Below are 18,544 nucleotides of genomic sequence, written 5' to 3'. Positions count from 1 at the left end.
CGCGGCGGCCGTGTCACCGCCGCTCACCTACGCGCATGCGGCGTTCACGCGCGTGCACGCCCCGTGCTGATGCTCGCACCACCCGTGCACCCAACGGCCAAGCCGCGCCGCCGCGATGCGACGAAGTGAGGCGAACTGCGGGGAAGGATGCCCGAATTAGCGCATTCCGTCCGCGTACGTGTCGTGGTCGCGCGGTGTCCCGTGGATGTACAGCATGTGCCCGATCCCGTACACCTCGTGATCGGGCCCGTCCGGCGGAGCAGAGTAGCCGGACCGGGGCGATGCGGCCACCCCGTGCGCGAGGATGGGGTCCATGAACGCCATCATCTCCGCAGCCGAACTCGCCAGTGCGCTCGCGGGCCCGACACCGCCGGTCCTCCTCGACGTCCGCTGGCAGCTGGGCGGTCCCCACCTGCGGCCCGAGTACGACAAGGCCCATATTCCGGGCGCCGTCTTCGTCGACCTGGACTCCGAGCTCGCGGGCCCCTCGGGCGCCCTCGGGCGGCATCCGCTGCCGGACATGGAGGTCTTCGGAGCGGCGATGCGAGCGGCCGGGGTCTCGGCGGACCGGGACGTCGTGGTGTACGACGGCGGGCTGGGCTGGGGCGCCGCGCGCGCCTGGTGGCTGCTGCGCTTCACGGGACACCCCTCGGTGCGCGTCCTCGACGGGGGCCTCGCGGCCTGGGACGGCCCGCTGACGGCTCAGGTCCCGGAGCCGGCCGCGGGGACCTTCACACCGGCTCCGGGTGCCCTGCCGCTGCTGGACGCGGACGGTGCCGCCGTGCTCGCCCGCACCGGGCTGCTCCTGGACGCGCGGGCGGCCGAGCGGTACCGCGGTGAGGTCGAGCCCGTCGATCCGGTCGCCGGACATATTCCGGGCGCGGTCTCGGCACCCACCACCGAAAATGTGACCGAATCCGGTCGCTTCCTGCCCGCCGCCGAACTCGCCGACCGCTTCGGTGCTCTGGGCGCGTCAGGTGCCTCCGGGGTCGGTGTCTACTGCGGGTCGGGCGTCTCCGCCGCCCACGAGGTCCTCGCGCTGGCCGTCGCGGGAATCCCGGCCGCCCTGTACGTCGGCTCCTGGTCGGAGTGGTGCCGGGACGGCGACCGCCCGGTGGCGACGGGGCCGGATCCCGAGTGACGTCCCCAGCGGCGTGCGGAGGCGCCCGGTGATGTCCGCCGGCCCCTGAGGCCCGGCACGGCGTGGGGCCCGCATCTGAACGATGTGGGCCCCACGGACGTACTGGTGACCAGTCGACTGGTCTTGTCCTGCTTCTCCCCGTCCTGCCTGGTCCTGCTTCCGGTCCTGCCTAGTCCTGCTTCTTCCGCCGCGTACCGAACACGATCTCGTCCCAGCTCGGCACCGCCGCGCGCCGGCCCGGGCGTACGCCGTCCGCCTCGGCCTGGCGGTCGGTGGCGCCGACCAGCCGCTCGCGGTGGCTGGCCACGGAGCGCGGCATGAGGACGTCCGCGTACGCGGAGCCGGCCGAGGCCGCGGGAGCCGGGGGCTCCTCCGCCTCGGGTTCCTCCGCCGGCTCCTCCGGCGTCTCCGCGGGCTCGGGCACGACCAGGTCGCCCCGGTAGCTGGGCACGGCCTCCAGGATGCTGGTGAGCGAGTCGCGCTCCTCCGTGCTCTCCTCGGCGGGCTCGGACGCCTGGGAGGGCAGCATCGGCCGCTCGGCCGGGCGGTCCAGCGGGCGGTCCCGCGGCAGCCGGGCGATCCGCGGCACGAACGGGAAGCTCGGCTCGGCCGTCCCGAGGTCGTCGGACTCACCGATCAGCGAGCGCGCCTCGTCGTCGACGGCCTGGACGAGCCGCCGGGGCGGGTCGTACGTCCAGACCGCCGAGTGCGGCTCACCCGCGACCCGGTAGACCAGCAGCACCTCCCAGGTGCCGTCGTCGCGGCGCCAGGAGTCCCACTGGACGGTGTCCTTCTCGGCGCCGCGCAGGAGCAGGCGCTCCTGGACGGCCTCACCGAGCTGCGGACCCGCCGAGTTCTCACCGGGACGCCGGACCGGAGTCTTCCGGGCCCGCTCTGCCATGAAGGCGCGCTCGGCGAGCACGGGACCCTCGAAGCGGCGTACGCGGTCGACGGGGATGCCGGCGAGCTGCGCGACCTCCTCGGCCGACGCGCCGGCCCGTATACGTGCCTGGATGTCACGGGGGCGGAGATGGCTCTCCACCTCGATCTCGATCTGGCCGAGGCGGGGACGGTCGCCACGCACCGCGGCGCGCAGCCGTTCGTCGATCGGGAGTGTGTACTCCGTTGCGTCGGCAGCCTTCAGCACCAGCCGTGTGCCGTCATTTGAGACGGCCACGACACGCAGTTCGGGCATGGGGACCTCCCGGGTGGTGCCTGCCGACGTCACGTGCGTCGCTGCTTCCGCTAGTCGAGTGTGGCCTGCCCGGGTGCAGCCTGCCACAACCTTGCCGAGTTGCCCGGCGTGTCGGGCGTGAGCCCTGGGCCGCCGTTATGGCACGGTTATCTTTTCGCAACGCTAAGTGACGAACTTCATCACCCTGTGCAACGATCCCCCTCCCGGCGGTCCTCGAAGGCCCCGGACACCCTGGCGGGAGTCCGGACCCAGGGCTCGCAACAGTACTCCATTCGGGCCACTTGCGTGGATCGGCACGCCGCCCAACTTCTCACAGGGAGGGGGAGTTGGCCGGGCGAAGCGCGTTATTCGTGACCATGAGGCTCAGTGAACCGTATGAAACGGGCCGAAATCGGACGAGTTGCTTCGCTCGCGCGTCCCGTTCTCGCACGGCCGGGCGGGCGGGGGCAGGGGGAGGACTACGAGCCCAACACCCTCCGCAGGTAGTCGTTCTGGAAGCGGCGATCGGGATCGAGCCGGTCACGGAGTGCGGTGAACTCGCCGAAACGGGGGTAGACGCCAGAGAAGTACGCGGCGTCGCGCGTGTGCACCTTGCCCCAGTGCGGGCGTCCCTCGTGCGCCGTGAAGATCCGCTCGGCCGCGGTGAAGTACCCCTGATAGGGCGTGCCCTTGAACATGTGGACGGCGACGTACGCGCTGTCACGGCCCGACGCCGTGGACAGCGTGATGTCGTCGGCCGGTGCCGTGCGGACCTCCACGGGGAAGCTGACACGCAGGGGGGAACGGTCGACCATCGCCTTCAGTTCACGCAGCGTGTCCACGAGTGCCTCGCGCGGCACCGCGTACTCCATCTCCACGAAGCGCACCCGGCGCGGAGACGTGAAGACCTTGTAGGGAATGTCGGTGTAGGTGCGAGCGGACAGGGCGCGGCTGGAGAGCTGGGCGATCGCGGGGATGGTCGCGGGGGCGGCCCGGCCGACCCACTGGACCACCTGGAAGACGCCGTTGGAGAGGAACTCGTCCTCGAACCAGCCGCTGAGCTGGGGAATGGGCTTCTCGGGGCCGGCGCTGCGGTTGTTGCGCTTGGTGTTGGTGTTCCCGGTGTGCGGGAACCAGTAGAACTCGAAGTGCTCGTTCTCGGCCCAGAGTTCGTCGAACTCGGCGAGGACCTTGTCGAAGGCCATCGGCTCCTCGCGGGCCGTGAGCAGGAAGACGGGCTCCACCGCGAACGTGATCGCGGTGACGATGCCCAGGGCGCCGATGCCTATGCGGGCGGCCGCGAAGACCTCCGGGTTCTCCTTCTCGGAGCACGTCAGGACCGAGCCGTCGGCGGTGACCAGCTCAAGTCCCTTGATCTGCGCGGCGATGGAGCCCGAGTCGCGGCCGGTGCCGTGGGTGCCGGTGCTGGTCGCGCCCGACACCGTCTGCTCCATGATGTCGCCCATGTTGGTGAGCGACAGCCCTTCGCGCGCCAGAGCCACGTTGAGGCGTTTGAGCGGGGTGCCGGCCTCCACGGTGACCGTCATGGCCTCGCGGTCGATCTTGCGTATGCCCGCGAGCAGTTGAGGGCGGATCAGCACACCGTCGGTCGCGGCGGCCGCCGTGAAGGAGTGCCCGGTGCCGACGGCCTTCACCCTCAGGCCGTCCTCGGCGGCCTTCCGTACGGCCGCGGACAGTTCCTCCACCGAAGCGGGCGTGACCTCGCGTACCGGCCGGGCGGTGACGTTCCCGGCCCAGTTACGCCACACTCCGCTCCTCGTGCTCGTCGTCCCGCTCGCTGTGCTGCTCATGGGCTCCTCCCCGCTGTGCCACCGGCCTGCGCGGCCGGCGGTACCCGAGGAAACCGACCGCGACCGCGACGGCCCCGGACGCCGCCGGAACCCCGTACCCGGCGTCCGCGCCGGCGGCGTCGATCACCCAGCCGGACACGGAGGAGCCGAGCGCGACCCCGACCGCGAGGCCGGTGCTCACCCAGGTCATGCCCTCGGTCAGATGCGCGCGTGGTACGTGCTCTTCGATGAGGGACATCGTCGTGAACATCGTGGGTGCGATGGACAGGCCCGCGACGAAGAGCGCCACGGCCAGAAACGGCAAGTTTCCGACCAGTAGGAGGGGGATCATACTCACGGCCATGCCGCATACGCCCAGCAGCCACCGGCGTTCCGGGGCTCCCGCGAAGCGCAGCAGCCCGAAGACGATCCCCGCGAGGCAGGATCCCGCCGCGTACACGGCGAGTGCCCACCAGGACCCGCAGTCCGGGGGAACGCGGCGCCGACCGCCCACCGCCGCCGTGCTGTTCGCGCGGGTGCGGCGCGGGCCCGGTGGCGCGCTGGGCCGTCAGCCAGAAGACCCCGGCCGCGAGGAAGCAGGCGGCGAGCAGCGGCCCTGCCTCCGGGAACCAGGCCGTGGACAGCCCGATGGAGAGGATCGGCTCGACAGCGGCATCCGCCCGAGGAGCCTCGCGGCGGTGAAGTCCTTGGTGCCAGGGGCGGCGAACAGGGCGCGGTAGGGGGTGGGCGCGGGGGTCTCCGGTCTCCGGGATTCTGCCGTGGGGACGGGGCGTCGGAATCCGGCGATCCGGTAAGGCGCGAAAGTGGCCGACACGGCTTACAGGGCGGGCGGCCGTCATGCACCCGGATTACTCGCGCCTCTCTCGCGCCCGGGTGCGCGGCCCGGCCATGGGCCGGGATCCCGGCTGTCACCAGTGGGTGGCAGGATCGTAGACATGCCCGACGCACGCGACGCCACCCCCTACGACGCCCTGCTGCTCCTCTCGTTCGGAGGACCCGAGGGCCCGGACGACGTGGTCCCCTTCCTGGAGAACGTGACACGGGGACGAGGCATCCCCAAGGAGCGTCTCAAAGAGGTGGGTCAGCACTACTTCCTGTTCGGTGGGGTCAGCCCCATCAACGACCAGAACAGAGCTCTGCTGGACGCCCTCCGCAAGGACTTCGCCGAGCACGGCCTGGACCTGCCGGTCTACTGGGGCAACCGCAACTGGGCCCCGTACCTGACGGACACCCTGCGCGAGATGGTCGCCGACGGCCGCCGCCGCGTCCTGGTCCTCGCCACGAGCGCGTACGCCTCGTACTCGGGTTGCCGTCAGTACCGCGAGAACCTCGCGGACGCGCTCGCCGCCCTGGAGGCCGAGGGCCTCGAACTGCCGAAGGTCGACAAGCTGCGGCACTACTTCAACCACCCCGGCTTCGTCGAGCCCATGATCGACGGCCTGGTGGAGTCCCTGGCCGACCTCCCCGAGGACGTACGGGACGGCGCCCACATCGCCTTCTCGACGCACTCCATCCCGACCGCCTCCGCGGACACCTCCGGACCGGTCGAGGGCCACGGGCTCGGCGGCGCGTACGTCGAGGAGCACCTGGACACCGCCCGGCTGATCGCCGAGGCCGTGCGTGAGCGGACCGGTGTCGACCACCCCTGGCAGCTGGTCTACCAGTCGCGTTCCGGGGCGCCGCACATCCCGTGGCTGGAGCCCGACATCTGCGACCACCTGGAGGAGCTGCACGGCGCCGGGGTGCCGGCCGTCGTGATCGCCCCCATCGGGTTCGTCTCGGACCACATGGAGGTCCTGTACGACCTCGACACGGAGGCCAAGGCCAAGGCCGAGGAACTGGGCCTGCCCGTCCGCCGCTCGGCCACCGTGGGCGCGGACCCGCGGTTCGCCGCCGCGATCCGGGACCTCGTCCTGGAGCGCGCCGCCACCGAGCGGGGCGAGGACGTGACCCCGTGTGCCCTCGGGTCTCTCGGCCCGAGCCACCACCTCTGCCCCGTGGGCTGCTGCCCCGCCCGTGCCCCCCGTCCCGCCGCCGCGGGCGCCGACAGCCCGTACGCGTGAGGAGTGTCGTGACCGACCAGTCAGAGCAGCGGGAGCCCCTCCGGGCGGAGCTGCTGGAGATCGCGCTCGACGCGGCCACCCGCGCGGGGGCCTTCCTGCGCGACGGCAGGCCCGAGGACCTCGACGTGGCCGCCACCAAGTCCAGCGCCACCGACGTCGTCACCGAGATGGACATCGCCTCCGAGAAGCTGATCACCGGCCTGCTGGCCGAGCGCAGGCCGGACGACGGCGTGATCGGTGAGGAGGGCGCCAGCTCCGAGGGCAGCAGCGGTGTCCAGTGGGTGATCGACCCGCTCGACGGCACCGTCAACTACCTGTACGGCCTGCCCAGCTGGGCGGTGTCCATCGCGGCCCGCCTGCACGGCGAGACGGTCGTCGGCGTGGTCCACGCCCCGCTGCGGGGCGAGACCTACCGGGCCGTCCTGGGGGAGGGGGCGTACGTGAACGACCGCCCCGCGCGCGTCCGGCCCGCCGCCGCCCTGGACGCGGCTCTCCTGGGCACCGGCTTCGGCTACCGGGCCGACCGCCGGGCCCGCCAGGCCGAGGTGCTGCGCGAGCTGCTGCCCCACGTGCGCGACATCCGGCGCGGGGGCTCGGCCGCGATCGATCTGTGCGACGTGGCCGTGGGCCGTATGGACGGCTTCTTCGAGCGCGGGCTGAATCCCTGGGACTACGCGGCGGGAGACCTCATCGCCCGGGAGGCGGGCGCCCTGAGCGGCGGCCGGCCCGGAGAGCCCCTCTCACCGGACCTGACCGTCGTGGCCCCGCCCGGCCTCTTCGAACCCCTCCAGGCTCGCCTGGATGCGCTGGGAGCGTGGCACGACTGACGGCCCACCGCATGGCGTGCGGCTCCGCCCGAGCCCCGTACACCGTCGACCGCGGCTGACACCTGGCACGGCGTACGACACCAAACGGGGCCCCGGCACTGGATCGATGCCGGGGCCCCGCTCGGGCGAGCTGATCAGACGCGTGACGCGCCGACCTCCACACCGTGTTCGGCGGCGAGGCGGTGCAGGTCGTCGAGCTCTCCCTGCTCGACCTCCACGAGGAAGTCGTCGCCCGTCTCGCGAGCCCGCGTCAGGTCGGACTCGGTTGCCCTTATGCGCTGCAGAAGTCCTGCGGTGAATGCGTCCATGCTGCGCCCCCTCGTCCTGGGTCGTGGGTCGGGTGGCACGGGGGTGTGCCGTTCGGAAGGGGCGATCACGTCTCCTGTGGATGCCCAGCGCTGCCCGTGCTGGGCGGCGACGGTGCCGGACACCCACGCCCACTCTGCGGAAAGCGGATCGCGACGTACCACATGGTTGTGCGGCACAAGCAGAGCGTGATCGCGGGGTGTAAAGCCGTCCTCCCCCCGCACCGTTCCGGGGAAACCTCAACCGGACGAGAATTTCTCGCTTCCTTCCCCCGGTCCCTCCCGGGTGGCCCGCCCGTGACTTACTGCCGACTTATGGCCGAAAAGGGCAGGATGGAGGTCACACACCCACGAAGACCCTGCCCGCGCGCGCCGTGAAGGCGCCGCGCGGGCGGACAGAGGAAGGACAAGCGACGTGCGCGTACTCGTCGTCGAGGACGAGCAGCTGCTCGCCGATGCGGTGGCCACCGGACTGCGCCGGGAGGCCATGGCCGTCGACGTCGTGTACGACGGTGCGGCCGCCCTGGAGCGCATCGGCGTCAACGACTACGACGTGGTCGTCCTCGACCGCGACCTGCCGCTCGTGCACGGCGACGACGTCTGCCGCAAGATCGTCGAGCTCGGCATGCCCACACGCGTGCTGATGCTCACCGCGTCCGGCGACGTCAGCGACCGTGTCGAGGGCCTGGAGATAGGCGCCGACGACTATCTCCCCAAGCCGTTCGCCTTCAGCGAGCTCACCGCACGCGTGCGTGCCCTGGGGCGCCGGACGAGCATGCCCCTGCCACCCGTCCTGGAGCGCGCCGGCATCAAGCTCGACCCCAACCGCCGTGAGGTCTTCCGCGACGGCAAGGAGATCCAGCTCGCGCCCAAGGAGTTCGCCGTCCTGGAAGTGCTGATGCGCAGCGAGGGCGCCGTCGTCTCCGCCGAGCAGCTCCTGGAGAAGGCCTGGGACGAGAACACGGACCCCTTCACCAACGTCGTGCGCGTCACCGTGATGACCCTGCGCCGCAAGCTCGGCGAGCCCCCGGTGATCGTCACCGTGCCCGGCTCCGGTTACCGGATCTGATCCCGATGGCCACGACACCCGCACCGCCCAAGGCACCCCCGAAGCCCACCTGGGACCCGAGGAAGCCGGAGCCGCCGTTCCCCTGGCTGCGCCCGACCATCCGGATAAGGCTCACGCTGCTGTACGGCGGGATGTTCCTGATCGCGGGCATCCTGCTGCTGTCGATCATCTATCTGCTGGCGGCCCAGGCCATCCACGAGGGCAGCGGCCAGTCGTTCCAGATCTCCGGCACCGGTGTCACCATCCGCAGCGACACCTGTCCGGAACTGAACGACGCGACCACCGACGACCAGCGCAACGCCGCGCTCAAGGCGTGCAACGACGCCCTGAAGCAGCACGCCCTGGACGGCCTGCTCAGCCGCTCCCTGCTGGCCCTGCTGGGCCTGGCCGTGATCGCGTTCGCCTTCGGCTACGCGATGGCGGGCCGGGTGCTCACGCCGCTCGGACGGATCACCCGCACCGCGCGCGCGGTGGCGGGCTCCGACCTGTCCCGGCGGATCGAGCTGGACGGCCCGGACGACGAGCTGAAGGAGCTGGCGGACACCCTCGACGACATGCTGGAACGCCTGGAGAGAGCCTTCACGGCCCAGCAGCGGTTCGTCGGCAACGCCTCGCACGAGCTGAGAACCCCGCTCGCGATCAACCGCACGCTCCTAGAGGTGCACCTGTCCGATCCGGGCGCTCCCGTGGAACTGCAGCAGCTCGGCAAGACCCTGCTGGCCACCAACGAGCGCAGCGAGCAACTCGTCGAGGGCCTGCTGCTGCTCGCCCGCAGCGACAACCAGATCGTCGAGCGCAAGCCCGTTGACCTGGCGGAGGTCGCCTCGCAGGCCATCGACCAGGTGCACGCCGAGGCGGAGGCCAAGGGCGTGGAGATCCGCGGCGAGCGGGCTCCCGCGGTCGTCCAGGGCAACGGCGTCCTGCTGGAGCGGATCGCCCTGAACCTCGTCCAGAACGCCGTCCGGTACAACGTGCCGGAGGAGGGCTGGGTGGAGGTGACGACGGAACTCCAGCACGGGCAGGCGGTCCTGGTGGTCACGAACACCGGGCCCGTGGTCCCCGCGTACGAGATCGACAACCTCTTCGAGCCCTTCCGGCGGCTGCGTACCGAGCGCACCGGGAGCGACAAGGGTGTCGGCCTCGGCCTGTCGATCGTCCGGTCCGTGGCCCGCGCGCACGGCGGCCACATCGCCGCGCGGCCGCGCGAGGGAGGGGGCCTCGTGATGCGGGTCACTCTGCCGACGTGAGAGTACGAACTGAAAGTCCTGTGGCCGCAGGGGCCAGGGGAGCGTGAGATCCGGCCGTCCTGAGGTGCGGCAGACCGTGACGATCTGGCATTATGCCGCCGACACACGGCGGCGTTCGCTTTGCGCGGAATTTTCCCTGCGTGCAGTAGTGAAGATCGTGTGTGATCGATCACAGGGGCGAATTTCCAGCCATATACTCTCCGTGATCATGCGCGTTGCCGGAAAGCCGGGAAAGTCCGGGTTTTCGGGGGTCTTGATCACGGGAAGTACAGGGTGAGACGCCTTTGAAGTGGGCCCTTCGGACCGTGTACGGTCCCGTTCGCCATCCAAGCCGATCACTCTTGAGGGGTCCGGTTGGGTGTCGATTGAGTAACAGACCTTGATGTGAGGCAAAATCTCCGCCTCGGGTCGGGCACAAGTCCGGCCTCTCACGCGTTACGTGCGCTGGAGACACCACAGACACCCAGAGGGGGAGAGCGACATGGCAACGGATTACGACACCCCACGCAAGACCGACGACGACGTCGACTCGGACAGCCTGGAAGAACTCAAGGCTCGGAGGAACGACAAGTCGACTTCTTCGGTGGACGTCGACGAGTTCGAGGCCGCCGAAGGCCTGGAGCTGCCCGGCGCCGACCTCTCGAACGAGGAGCTGGCCGTCCGGGTGCTGCCGAAGCAGCAGGACGAGTTCACCTGCATGAGCTGCTTCCTGGTGCACCACCGCAGCCAGCTGGCCCGCGAGAAGAACGGCCAGCCGATCTGCCGCGACTGCGACTGAGGCGGGGTCGGCCGTGACTGGCTCGACCCCTCCTTGGAAGCGCCGCTTCCGCAAGGGGGCGGACGAAGGGCCGCAGGACGGCCCTCACGGCGTGCGTGACGACGGGCGGGGCTCCTCCGGACCCGGAGCGGCCTCGCTCGACCGTACGTCCGGTACGGCGCCGGTGGGCACCCGCGACGCGAACACCACGGACGCGCAGCCGGGCCTTCCGGCCCCGGCGGACAGTCCGGCGCAGGTCGCCAGGCGCCGCACAGCGGTCGTCGCGGGCGCGCTCTCGCAGGGCGTCAAGGCGGGCGCCCGCAAGGGCGGCAGCCGGGCCAGGGCGGCCCTGGGCCACCTCGCCGACCGCATCATCGACATAGCGCCACGCATTCCCGTGCGGGATCTCGCGACCCTGCGCAGGCAGTTCCCCGGCCTCGGGCCGGAGGAGATCGCGGACAAGCTCGTCGCGGGGGCGGCCAACGCCTCATCGACGGTGGGCGCCGGGATCGGGGCCGCCGCGATGCTGCCCGTGCCGCCCGCGATGCCCACGGAACTGGCCGCAGAGATCACCGGGGTCGCCGCGATCGAGCTGAAGCTGATCGCCGAGCTCCACGAGGTGTACGGCGTGCGCCCGCCGGGGAACCTGAAGCAGCGCAGCACCGCCTACCTGAGTTCCTGGTCCGGTGAGCGCGGCATCGACGTGGCCAAGCCGGCGACGATCAACGCCGCGCTGGGTGGCCAGATGAAGCGCGAGCTGCGCCAGCAGATCATGAAGCGCACGGTGCGCAACCTGCCCAACCTGATGCCGTTCATGGTGGGAGCGGCCGTCGGTGCGGTCATGAACCGCCGCGACACCAAGCAGCTCGCCGAGCGCATCCGCAAGGACCTCCGCAGAACGCAGGTCCCGTGGGACGCGCTGCCCCAGCTGCCGCCGCTGGAGAAGCCGGCCGATCCCCTGCGGGTGGGAGAGATCCCCAAGGAACTCGGTCCCTGACGGAGCTCGGTCCCTGAAGAGGTGCGGTCCCTGAAGGAGCGCGCCCCCGGCGGCGCGTGCACCCGGCAGACCGGCCACAGCGAAGGGCCGGAACGGCTCCGTGCCCGCACGGCGTCCCGCCCGGGGCGCCGCCGTTCAACGGGGCCCGGACCTGCAGTCCTCGGCGCCCTACGCCTTGGTACGGGCCGTTTCCAGCGCCGCTGCCAGGCGTTCGGGCTCCCTCGTCGAGAGGTACACGTACGGCGTGGGGTCGTCCGGGTCGGTGACCGGGATCCGCAGAGCCGTGGGGATGTAGGCGCGCAGGAGCATGAAGGCGCGCGTATCGGCCTTGTACGTGCGCCAGGCGCGAGCCTCCTCCTGGTCCAGGATCTCGGCGTCCCCGAGCGCGCTCACAGGGATCTTCGCCTCGCCCGCGACCAGGGCGCCGCCGACCACGCGGATGCGGACCGAGCCGTAGGAACTGGCCATGACCGCGGAGACCGCCGTCCCCCCGACCAGCCCGCCCAGCAGCGGCAGCGTGCCGAAGGGCAGCAGTATCAAGGCCATGGACACACCGACCAGCGCGCAGATCAGCCACCAGGAGCGGGGCGCGGTGAGACGTTCTTCGTACGGCGACGCGGAGGGCTGCATGGCGACAAGCTTGGCATGGTGCCCGGCGCGTGGGTGCTGCCAGGTGGTGCGGTCCGCCGGTCCCGGGCGACCGGGCGGCCCGCGGGAAGCGCCTCCGGGCAAGGCCGCCGGGTAAGGCGGTGGTGAGAAACGGGCCGCCCGGCGCGGCCTGCGCGGAGTGCTGTGGGGCAGGGCGGTCGTTCGGGGCTGACGGGCGGGTAAGGTCTGCGGCTGTGAGTGGTAGTTCCTCAGCCCTGAAGCCGCCGGCCGACGCCTCGGCGCCCGTGCGGCACCCCGAAGCACCCGCCCCCGGCGAGTTGCTCGGGGCGCACTACGACCAGTGCTTCGGCTGCGGGGACGAGCAGCCGCACGGGCTGCTCCTTCAGGCCAGGGCCGGCGAGGGCGTTTCGCTGACCGCCGAGTTCACCGTGCAGCCCACCCACCAGGGCGCTCCGGGCCTCGCCCACGGCGGTGTGCTCGCGAGCGCCCTCGACGAGACCCTCGGCTCGCTCAACTGGCTGCTGCGCACCATCGCCGTGACCGGGCGGCTGGAGACGGACTTCGTGCGGCCCGTGCCCGTCGGCACGGTGCTGCACCTTCAGGCCCGGGTCGTGGCCGTGGCCGGGCGGAAGATCTACTCGACCGCCACCGGGCGCATCGGCGGCCCCGACGGCCCCGTCGCCGTCCGCGCCGACGCGCTCTTCATCAAGGTGAAGGTCGACCACTTCGTCGACAACGGACGCCCGGAGGAGATCCGCGCCGCCATGAACGACCCGGACCAGGTCCGGCGCACCCGGGCCTTCGAGGTGAACCCGTGAGCCGTACTGAACCCGTGAGCCGTCCGCCCCGTCAGGAACTCGCCGTGCTGATCCGGCGCGTCGACCCGGAGGTTCCGCTTCCGCAGTACGCACATCCCGGTGACGCGGGCGCCGATCTGCGCACCACCGAGGCCCGCGAACTGGGGCCCGGAGAGCGGGCGGTTCTGCCCACCGGGGTGTCGATCGCCCTCCCCGAGGGGTACGCGGCCTTCGTGCACCCCCGTTCCGGTCTCGCGGCCCGCTGCGGTGTCGCCCTCGTGAATGCCCCGGGGACGGTTGATGCCGGGTACCGTGGGGAGATCAAGGTGATCGTGGTGAATCTCGACCCGCACGAGCCGGTGCGGTTCGAGCGCTTCGACCGGATTGCCCAACTGGTCGTCCAGCAGGTCGAGAAGGTGCGCTTCCAGGAGGTGGCGGAGCTTCCCGGCTCGGCTCGGGCCGAGGGGGGCTTCGGGTCCACCGGCGGTCATGCCGCGGTGGACGGCACAACGGGTGGGAATCGATACGCTTCGGTCGTATCCGACCGGGAAGGACAGTGACGTGTTCGGACGTCGCAAGAAGAAGGGTGCCGCCGAGGACGCGGCCGGCGAGGCCGAGCAGGTCGTCGACAGCGTCGACACTGAGGCGGACGAGGAAGGCGAGCGCGAGCGCGTACGGCTGGAGCCCGAGCCGCGCCCCGACGGACCCTGGGACAGCTCCGAGGTGCGCGAGCCCGGCGAGGGCCGCGTCGACCTGGGCGGCCTCTTCGTGCCCGGGGTCGACGGCATGGAGCTGCGGGTCGAGGTCGCGGGCGACGCCATCGTCGCGGCGACCGTCGTGCTGCGCGACAGCGCCGTCCAGCTGCAGGCCTTCGCCGCGCCCAAGCGCGAGGGCATCTGGGGCGAGGTACGCGAGGAGATCGCCACCGGCATCACCCAGCAGGGCGGTGTCATCGACGAGGTCGAGGGCCCCCTCGGCTGGGAGCTGCGCGCGCAGGTGCCGGTGCAGCTGCCGGACGGGACGGGCGGCTTCCAGGTCGTACGGTTCATCGGTGTGGACGGGCCGCGCTGGTTCCTGCGGGGTGTGATCTCCGGCAGGGGTGCCGTGGAGCCGCAGACCGCGGGGCTGCTGGAGCAGATCTTCAGGGACACGGTCGTCGTCCGCGGTGAGGGCCCGATGGCCCCCCGCGACCCGATCGTCCTGAAGCTGCCGAACGACGCGCAGATGGTGCCCGAGGGCGTCCAGCAGGAGGAGCAGGGTTCCCGCTTCGCCGGCGGCATGGGCCAGCTGCAGCGCGGACCGGAGATCACCGAGGTCCGATAGCCGCAGGCGCCGAACCGCATGGGCCGTACCCGACGGGTGCGGCCCCGTGCCATGTCCGGCGCCCTCGGCGACCGAGGCTGGCCGAGGGCGTGGGGGAGAGGGCCCAGGACGCGGGCGAACCATTGATCGTCGGGTGCCCGGTGACCATACTGGTCGTTCGGTCGACGGGGAGGGCTGGGGGCCATGGGGGACACGATGGTGCGCGTCGAGAACGTGCACCGCTCGTACGGAAGCGGCGCGTCCGCCGTGCACGCGCTGCGCGGCGTCTCCTTCGACGTGCCGCGCGGTGAACTCGTCGCGCTCAAGGGCCGTTCCGGGTCGGGGAAGACCACCCTGCTGAACCTGGTCGGCGGGCTCGACGAGCCCGACGAGGGACGGATCACCGTCGACGGACTCGACCTGTCCGGGCTGGGCGAGAACGGGCTGCTGGAGCTGCGCCGGGACCGCGTCGGGTTCGTGTTCCAGTCCTTCGGGCTGATCCCCATCCTCACGGCCGCCGAGAACGTGGGCGTGCCCCTGCGGCTGCGCCGGACCGAGCCCGCCGAGCGCGAGGAACGCGTCGAGCTGCTGCTCTCCCTCGTGGGTCTTGCCGACCACGCCGAGCAGCGGCCCGGCGAGCTGTCGGGCGGCCAGCAGCAGCGTGTGGCCATCGCCCGCGCGCTCGCCAACAACCCGTCGCTCCTCATTGCCGACGAGCCCACCGGACAGCTCGACGCCGAGACCGGTCATGCCGTCATGGAGCTGCTGCGCGCCGTCGTCCGCAGCGAACAGGTCACCGCGCTGGTCGCCACGCACGACGCGACGCTCCTCGACCTCGCCGACCGCGTTCTGGAACTGCGGGACGGGGAGATCGTGGAGCACTGAGTGCTCGGTGGCTCCGGCCGCCGCCCACCTTCCCGGCCATCGCCGCGTCAGAGTTGCGTCAAAGACCGTTCACGGGCCGTCCGTCACCCTCTTTGTCGTGATTGTTGGCCGTAAGGTCGACGCGGCGTGCACAGCAGTGACGGGAAGACAATGAGGCCATGGGACGCGGCAAGCTTCGGATCTACCTGGGCGCGGCGCCGGGGGTCGGCAAGACGTACGCGATGCTCTCCGAGGCGCACCGGCGCGTCGAGCGCGGTACCGACTGCGTGGTCGCCTTCGTGGAGCACCACGACCGGCCGCGCACCGAGGCGATGCTGCACGGCCTGGAGCAGGTGCCGCGCCGGGAGCCGGCCCACCGGGACGCCGTCTTCACCGAGATGGACGTCGACGCCGTCCTCCGGCGCGCCCCCGCCGTCGCCCTGGTGGACGAGCTCGCCCACACCAACGTCCCGGGCTCCCGCAACGACAAGCGCTGGCAGGACGTCGAGGAACTGCTCGCGGCCGGCATCGACGTGATCTCGACCGTCAACATCCAGCACCTGGAGTCCCTCGGCGACGTCGTCGAGTCGATAACGGGCGTACGGCAGCGGGAGACCCTCCCCGACGAGGTGGTGCGAAGGGCCGACCAGATCGAGCTCGTCGACATGTCCCCGCAGGCGCTGCGCCGTCGCATGGCGCACGGCAACATCTACAAGCCGGACAAGGTGGACGCGGCCCTGTCGAACTACTTCCGGCCCGGCAACCTCACGGCCCTGCGCGAGCTGGCGCTGCTGTGGGTGGCCGACCGGGTGGACGAGTACCTGACCGAGTACCGCAGCGAACACCGGGTGTCGGCGATCTGGGGGTCGCGCGAGCGGATCGTGGTGGGGCTGACGGGAGGGCCGGAGGGGCGGACGCTGATCCGCCGGGCGGCCCGGCTGGCGGAGAAGGGAGCGGGCGGCGAGGTGATGGCGGTCTACATCGCCGGCAGCGACGGCCTGACCTCCGCCTCACCCAGGGAACTCGCCGTCCAGCGCACCCTCGTCGAGGACCTCGGCGGCACCTTCCACCACGTGGTCGGCGACGACGTCCCGGCGGCGCTGCTGGACTTCGCACGCGGGGTCAACGCCACCCAGATCGTGCTCGGTGTGTCACGGCGCAAGAGCTGGCAGTACGTCTTCGGGCCCGGTGTGGGAGCCACCGTCGCCCGGGACTCCGGGCCCGACCTGGACGTCCACCTGATCACGCACGACGAGGCGGGCAAGGGGCGCGGGCTTCCCGTCTCGCGAGGCGCCCGCCTGGGACGGGCCAGGATCGTCGCGGGCTGGCTGGTCGGTGTGCTCGGTCCGGCGCTCCTCACGCTGCTGCTCGGCACCGTCGACCTCGGCCTCGCCAACGACATGCTGCTCTTCCTGGCGCTGACCGTGGCGGCCGCGCTCCTCGGCGGCCTGTACCCCGCCCTCGCCTCGGCGGCGTTCGGCTCAGTGCTGCTGAACTACTACTACACGCCGCCCCTGCACCGGCTGACCATCGCCGACCCCAAGCACATCGTCGCCCTCGCGATCTTCGTCGCGGTCGCCGTGTCGGTCGCCTCCGTCGTCGACCTGGCGGCCCGCCGCACGCACCAGGCCGCCCGGCTGCGCGCCGAGTCCGAGATCCTTTCCTTCCTCGCGGGCAGCGTGCTGCGCGGCGAGACCAGCCTGGAGGCGCTGCTGGAACGCGTCCGGGAGACCTTCGGCATGGACTCGGCGGCCCTGCTGGAGCGCGAGAGCGATGTAGCGCCGTGGACACGCGCGGGGAGCGTGGGCGGTGGACGGACGGTCGAGCGCCCGGAGGACGCGGACGTGGACGTGCCGGTGGGCGACCACATGGCGCTCGCGCTGTCCGGGCGCGTCCTGCCCGCGTCCGACCGCCGGGTGCTCGCCGCGTTCGCCGCGCAGGCCGCCGTCGTCCTGGACCGTCAGCGGCTCCGGCACGAGGCCGAGCAGGCCCGTGCGCTGGCCGAGGGCAACCGCATCCGCACCGCGCTGCTGGCCGCCGTGAGCCATGACCTGCGCACCCCGCTGGCCGCGATCAAGGCCGCCGTGTCCTCCCTGCGCTCCGACGACGTGGCCTGGTCCGAGGAGGACCAGGCCGAACTGCTCGAAGGCATCGAGGACGGCGCCGACCGGCTCGACCACCTCGTGGGCAACCTCCTCGACATGTCCCGTCTGCAGACCGGCACCGTCACGCCGTTGATCCGGGACATCGACCTCGACGAGGTGGTGCCGATGGCGCTCGGCGGGGTGCCCGAGGGGAGCGTGGAGCTGGACATCCCCGAGAGCCTGCCCATGGTGGCCGTGGACGCGGGACTGCTGGAGCGGGCGGTCGCCAACCTCGTCGAGAACGCCGTCAAGTACAGCCCGCCCGGCGAGCGCGTCCTGGTGGCCGCGAGCGCGCTCGCCGACCGTGTGGAACTCCGCGTGGCCGACCGCGGGCCGGGTGTCCCCGACCAGGCCAAGGGCCGCATCTTCGAGCCCTTCCAGCGCCACGGCGACGCCCCGCGCGGCGCCGGCGTCGGCCTGGGCCTCGCTGTGGCGCGTGGTTTCACCGAGGCCATGGGCGGGACGCTGAACGCCGAGGACACCCCTGGCGGCGGACTCACCATGGTGCTCGACCTCCGGGCCGTGGACACGCTCCACGGTCCCCAACGACTCGCAGAACCGGAAAGGCAGGCTTCATGAGCCCGGCTGAGGGGACCGCCCAGACCCCCACGAGGGTGCTCGTGGTCGACGACGAGCCGCAGATCGTGCGCGCCCTCGTGATCAACCTGAAGGCACGCGGGTACGAGGTCGACCCGGCCCACGACGGCGCCACCGCACTCCGGCTCGCCGCCGCCCGCCACCCCGACGTCGTCGTCCTGGACCTGGGCCTGCCCGACACGGACGGCGTCGAGGTGATCAAGGGGCTGCGCAGCTGGACCCGGGTGCCCATCCTGGTCCTGTCCGCCCGCCACTCCTCCGACGAGAAGGTCGAGGCGCTCGACGCCGGCGCCGACGACTACGTGACCAAGCCCTTCGGCATGGACGAGCTCCTCGCCCGCCTCCGCGCCGCCGTCCGCCGGGCCGAGCCCACCGCGAGCGGCGTGGACGACGTGGTGGTGGACACCGGTGAGTTCACCGTCGACCTCGCCGCGAAGAAGGTCAACAGGGCCGGCAGGGACGTACGCCTGACCCCCACGGAATGGCATCTGCTGGAGGTCCTCGTCCGCAACACCGGCCGCCTGGTCAGCCAGAAGCAGCTCCTGCAGGAGGTGTGGGGGCCGTCCTACGGCACGGAGTCGAACTACCTCCGGGTCTACATGGCCCAGCTCAGGCGGAAACTGGAAGCGGACCCGTCACACCCGAAGCACTTCATCACGGAGCCGGGGATGGGGTATCGGTTCGAGACGTGAGTGGGTGTCGGCCGGGGGTCCGGGGGTTGTCCCCGGGAGGTGCGGCATCGCGGAGCCGGGGATGGGGTATCGGTTCGAGACGTGAGTGGGTGTCGGCCGGGGGTCCGGGGGTTGTCCCCGGGAGGTGCGGCATCGCGGAGCCGGGGGT

The 18,544-nt window shown here is 71.7% G+C and carries 18 protein-coding genes and 1 pseudogene; 13 read left to right on the top strand and 6 right to left on the bottom strand.

Going from position 1 to position 18,544, the window contains the following annotated elements; translation table 11 throughout:
- Positions 1 to 156: 156 nt before the first annotated feature.
- Positions 157 to 315 carry a hypothetical protein gene (locus ACZ49J_RS26635; protein WP_467451921.1) on the bottom strand — a complete coding sequence of 53 codons (159 nt, stop codon included), beginning with the start codon at positions 313 to 315 and terminating at the stop codon, positions 157 to 159.
- Here ACZ49J_RS26635 and ACZ49J_RS26630 point away from each other — a divergent pair.
- The gene (locus tag ACZ49J_RS26630) at positions 314 to 1,141 is read left to right on the top strand and encodes a sulfurtransferase (protein ID WP_467451920.1); all 828 of its coding nucleotides are present in this window, start codon (positions 314 to 316) and stop codon (positions 1,139 to 1,141) included. The genes ACZ49J_RS26635 and ACZ49J_RS26630 overlap by 2 nt on opposite strands.
- 169 nt (positions 1,142 to 1,310) lie before the next feature.
- On the opposite strand, the gene sepH is transcribed toward ACZ49J_RS26630, so the two are convergent.
- The 3 genes and pseudogenes from sepH to ACZ49J_RS26615 all read right to left on the bottom strand — a co-directional run.
- On the bottom strand, positions 1,311 to 2,336 hold the full coding sequence (gene sepH / locus ACZ49J_RS26625; RefSeq protein ID WP_467451919.1) for a septation protein SepH: 1,026 nt from the start codon (positions 2,334 to 2,336) through the stop codon (positions 1,311 to 1,313).
- 458 nt (positions 2,337 to 2,794) lie between these two features.
- A complete protein-coding gene (locus ACZ49J_RS26620) occupies positions 2,795 to 4,126 on the bottom strand; it encodes a D-arabinono-1,4-lactone oxidase (RefSeq protein WP_467451918.1) in 1,332 nt (443 codons plus the stop codon).
- Positions 4,074 to 4,767: pseudogene (locus tag ACZ49J_RS26615) on the bottom strand (MFS transporter); the annotation flags it as partial. The pseudogene ACZ49J_RS26615 and the gene ACZ49J_RS26620, both read right to left, overlap by 53 nt.
- Positions 4,768 to 5,061: 294 nt before the next feature.
- Here ACZ49J_RS26615 and ACZ49J_RS26610 point away from each other — a divergent pair.
- Together ACZ49J_RS26610 and ACZ49J_RS26605 are read left to right on the top strand one after the other, a co-directional pair.
- Positions 5,062 to 6,189 (top strand): ferrochelatase, encoded by a 1,128-nt coding sequence (locus tag ACZ49J_RS26610; protein ID WP_467451917.1) that lies wholly within the window; start codon positions 5,062 to 5,064, stop codon positions 6,187 to 6,189.
- Positions 6,190 to 6,197: 8 nt separating this feature from the next.
- Positions 6,198 to 7,016, top strand: a complete 819-nt coding sequence (locus tag ACZ49J_RS26605) for an inositol monophosphatase family protein (RefSeq protein WP_467451916.1) — start codon at positions 6,198 to 6,200, stop codon at positions 7,014 to 7,016.
- 134 nt (positions 7,017 to 7,150) lie between these two features.
- Here the strand turns inward: ACZ49J_RS26605 and ACZ49J_RS26600 are convergent, their stop codons facing one another.
- Positions 7,151 to 7,324 (bottom strand): hypothetical protein, encoded by a 174-nt coding sequence (locus ACZ49J_RS26600; RefSeq protein ID WP_366833150.1) that lies wholly within the window; start codon positions 7,322 to 7,324, stop codon positions 7,151 to 7,153.
- 412 nt (positions 7,325 to 7,736) lie between these two features.
- Here ACZ49J_RS26600 and ACZ49J_RS26595 point away from each other — a divergent pair, with 412 nt between their 5' ends.
- The 4 genes from ACZ49J_RS26595 to ACZ49J_RS26580 all read left to right on the top strand — a co-directional run bounded on the left by ACZ49J_RS26595 (position 7,737) and on the right by ACZ49J_RS26580 (position 11,391).
- Entirely contained in the window at positions 7,737 to 8,390 is a 654-nt protein-coding gene (locus ACZ49J_RS26595; RefSeq protein ID WP_467451915.1) for a response regulator transcription factor, read from the top strand.
- Positions 8,391 to 8,395: 5 nt separating this feature from the next.
- Entirely contained in the window at positions 8,396 to 9,637 is a 1,242-nt protein-coding gene (locus ACZ49J_RS26590) for a sensor histidine kinase (RefSeq protein WP_467451914.1), read from the top strand.
- Between the two features lie 481 nt (positions 9,638 to 10,118).
- A complete protein-coding gene (locus tag ACZ49J_RS26585) occupies positions 10,119 to 10,415 on the top strand; it encodes a DUF4193 domain-containing protein (RefSeq protein WP_003997302.1) in 297 nt (98 codons plus the stop codon).
- 13 nt (positions 10,416 to 10,428) lie between these two features.
- On the top strand, positions 10,429 to 11,391 hold the full coding sequence (locus ACZ49J_RS26580; RefSeq protein WP_467451913.1) for a hypothetical protein: 963 nt from the start codon (positions 10,429 to 10,431) through the stop codon (positions 11,389 to 11,391).
- 168 nt (positions 11,392 to 11,559) lie between these two features.
- Here ACZ49J_RS26580 and ACZ49J_RS26575 read toward each other — a convergent pair whose 3' ends face one another.
- Positions 11,560 to 12,021 (bottom strand): DUF3093 domain-containing protein, encoded by a 462-nt coding sequence (locus ACZ49J_RS26575; RefSeq protein WP_467451912.1) that lies wholly within the window; start codon positions 12,019 to 12,021, stop codon positions 11,560 to 11,562.
- Between the two features lie 212 nt (positions 12,022 to 12,233).
- Here ACZ49J_RS26575 and ACZ49J_RS26570 point away from each other — a divergent pair, with 212 nt between their 5' ends.
- The 6 genes from ACZ49J_RS26570 to ACZ49J_RS26545 all read left to right on the top strand — a co-directional run bounded on the left by ACZ49J_RS26570 (position 12,234) and on the right by ACZ49J_RS26545 (position 18,396).
- Positions 12,234 to 12,818 carry a PaaI family thioesterase gene (locus tag ACZ49J_RS26570; protein WP_467451911.1) on the top strand — a complete coding sequence of 195 codons (585 nt, stop codon included), beginning with the start codon at positions 12,234 to 12,236 and terminating at the stop codon, positions 12,816 to 12,818.
- 44 nt (positions 12,819 to 12,862) lie between these two features.
- Positions 12,863 to 13,357, top strand: coding sequence for a dUTP diphosphatase (gene dut, locus ACZ49J_RS26565; protein WP_467452026.1), 495 nt, complete (start codon positions 12,863 to 12,865; stop codon positions 13,355 to 13,357).
- 1 nt (position 13,358) lies between these two features.
- A complete protein-coding gene (locus ACZ49J_RS26560; RefSeq protein ID WP_467451910.1) occupies positions 13,359 to 14,120 on the top strand; it encodes a DUF3710 domain-containing protein in 762 nt (253 codons plus the stop codon).
- A gap of 183 nt (positions 14,121 to 14,303) precedes the next feature.
- A complete protein-coding gene (locus tag ACZ49J_RS26555; protein ID WP_467451909.1) occupies positions 14,304 to 14,984 on the top strand; it encodes an ABC transporter ATP-binding protein in 681 nt (226 codons plus the stop codon).
- Positions 14,985 to 15,142: 158 nt separating this feature from the next.
- Positions 15,143 to 17,686, top strand: a complete 2,544-nt coding sequence (locus ACZ49J_RS26550) for a sensor histidine kinase (RefSeq protein WP_467451908.1) — start codon at positions 15,143 to 15,145, stop codon at positions 17,684 to 17,686.
- Positions 17,683 to 18,396: a response regulator gene (locus ACZ49J_RS26545; RefSeq protein ID WP_467451907.1), complete on the top strand. Its 714-nt coding sequence runs from the start codon at positions 17,683 to 17,685 to the stop codon at positions 18,394 to 18,396. Before ACZ49J_RS26550 ends, ACZ49J_RS26545 begins: the two co-directional genes overlap by 4 nt.
- Positions 18,397 to 18,544 lie beyond the last annotated feature (148 nt).

The sequence above is a fragment of the Streptomyces sp. NPDC030840 genome (assembly GCF_055572015.1).
Note: the sequence above shows the minus strand (reverse complement) of the source record. Positions and strands in the feature narration are given on the sequence as shown.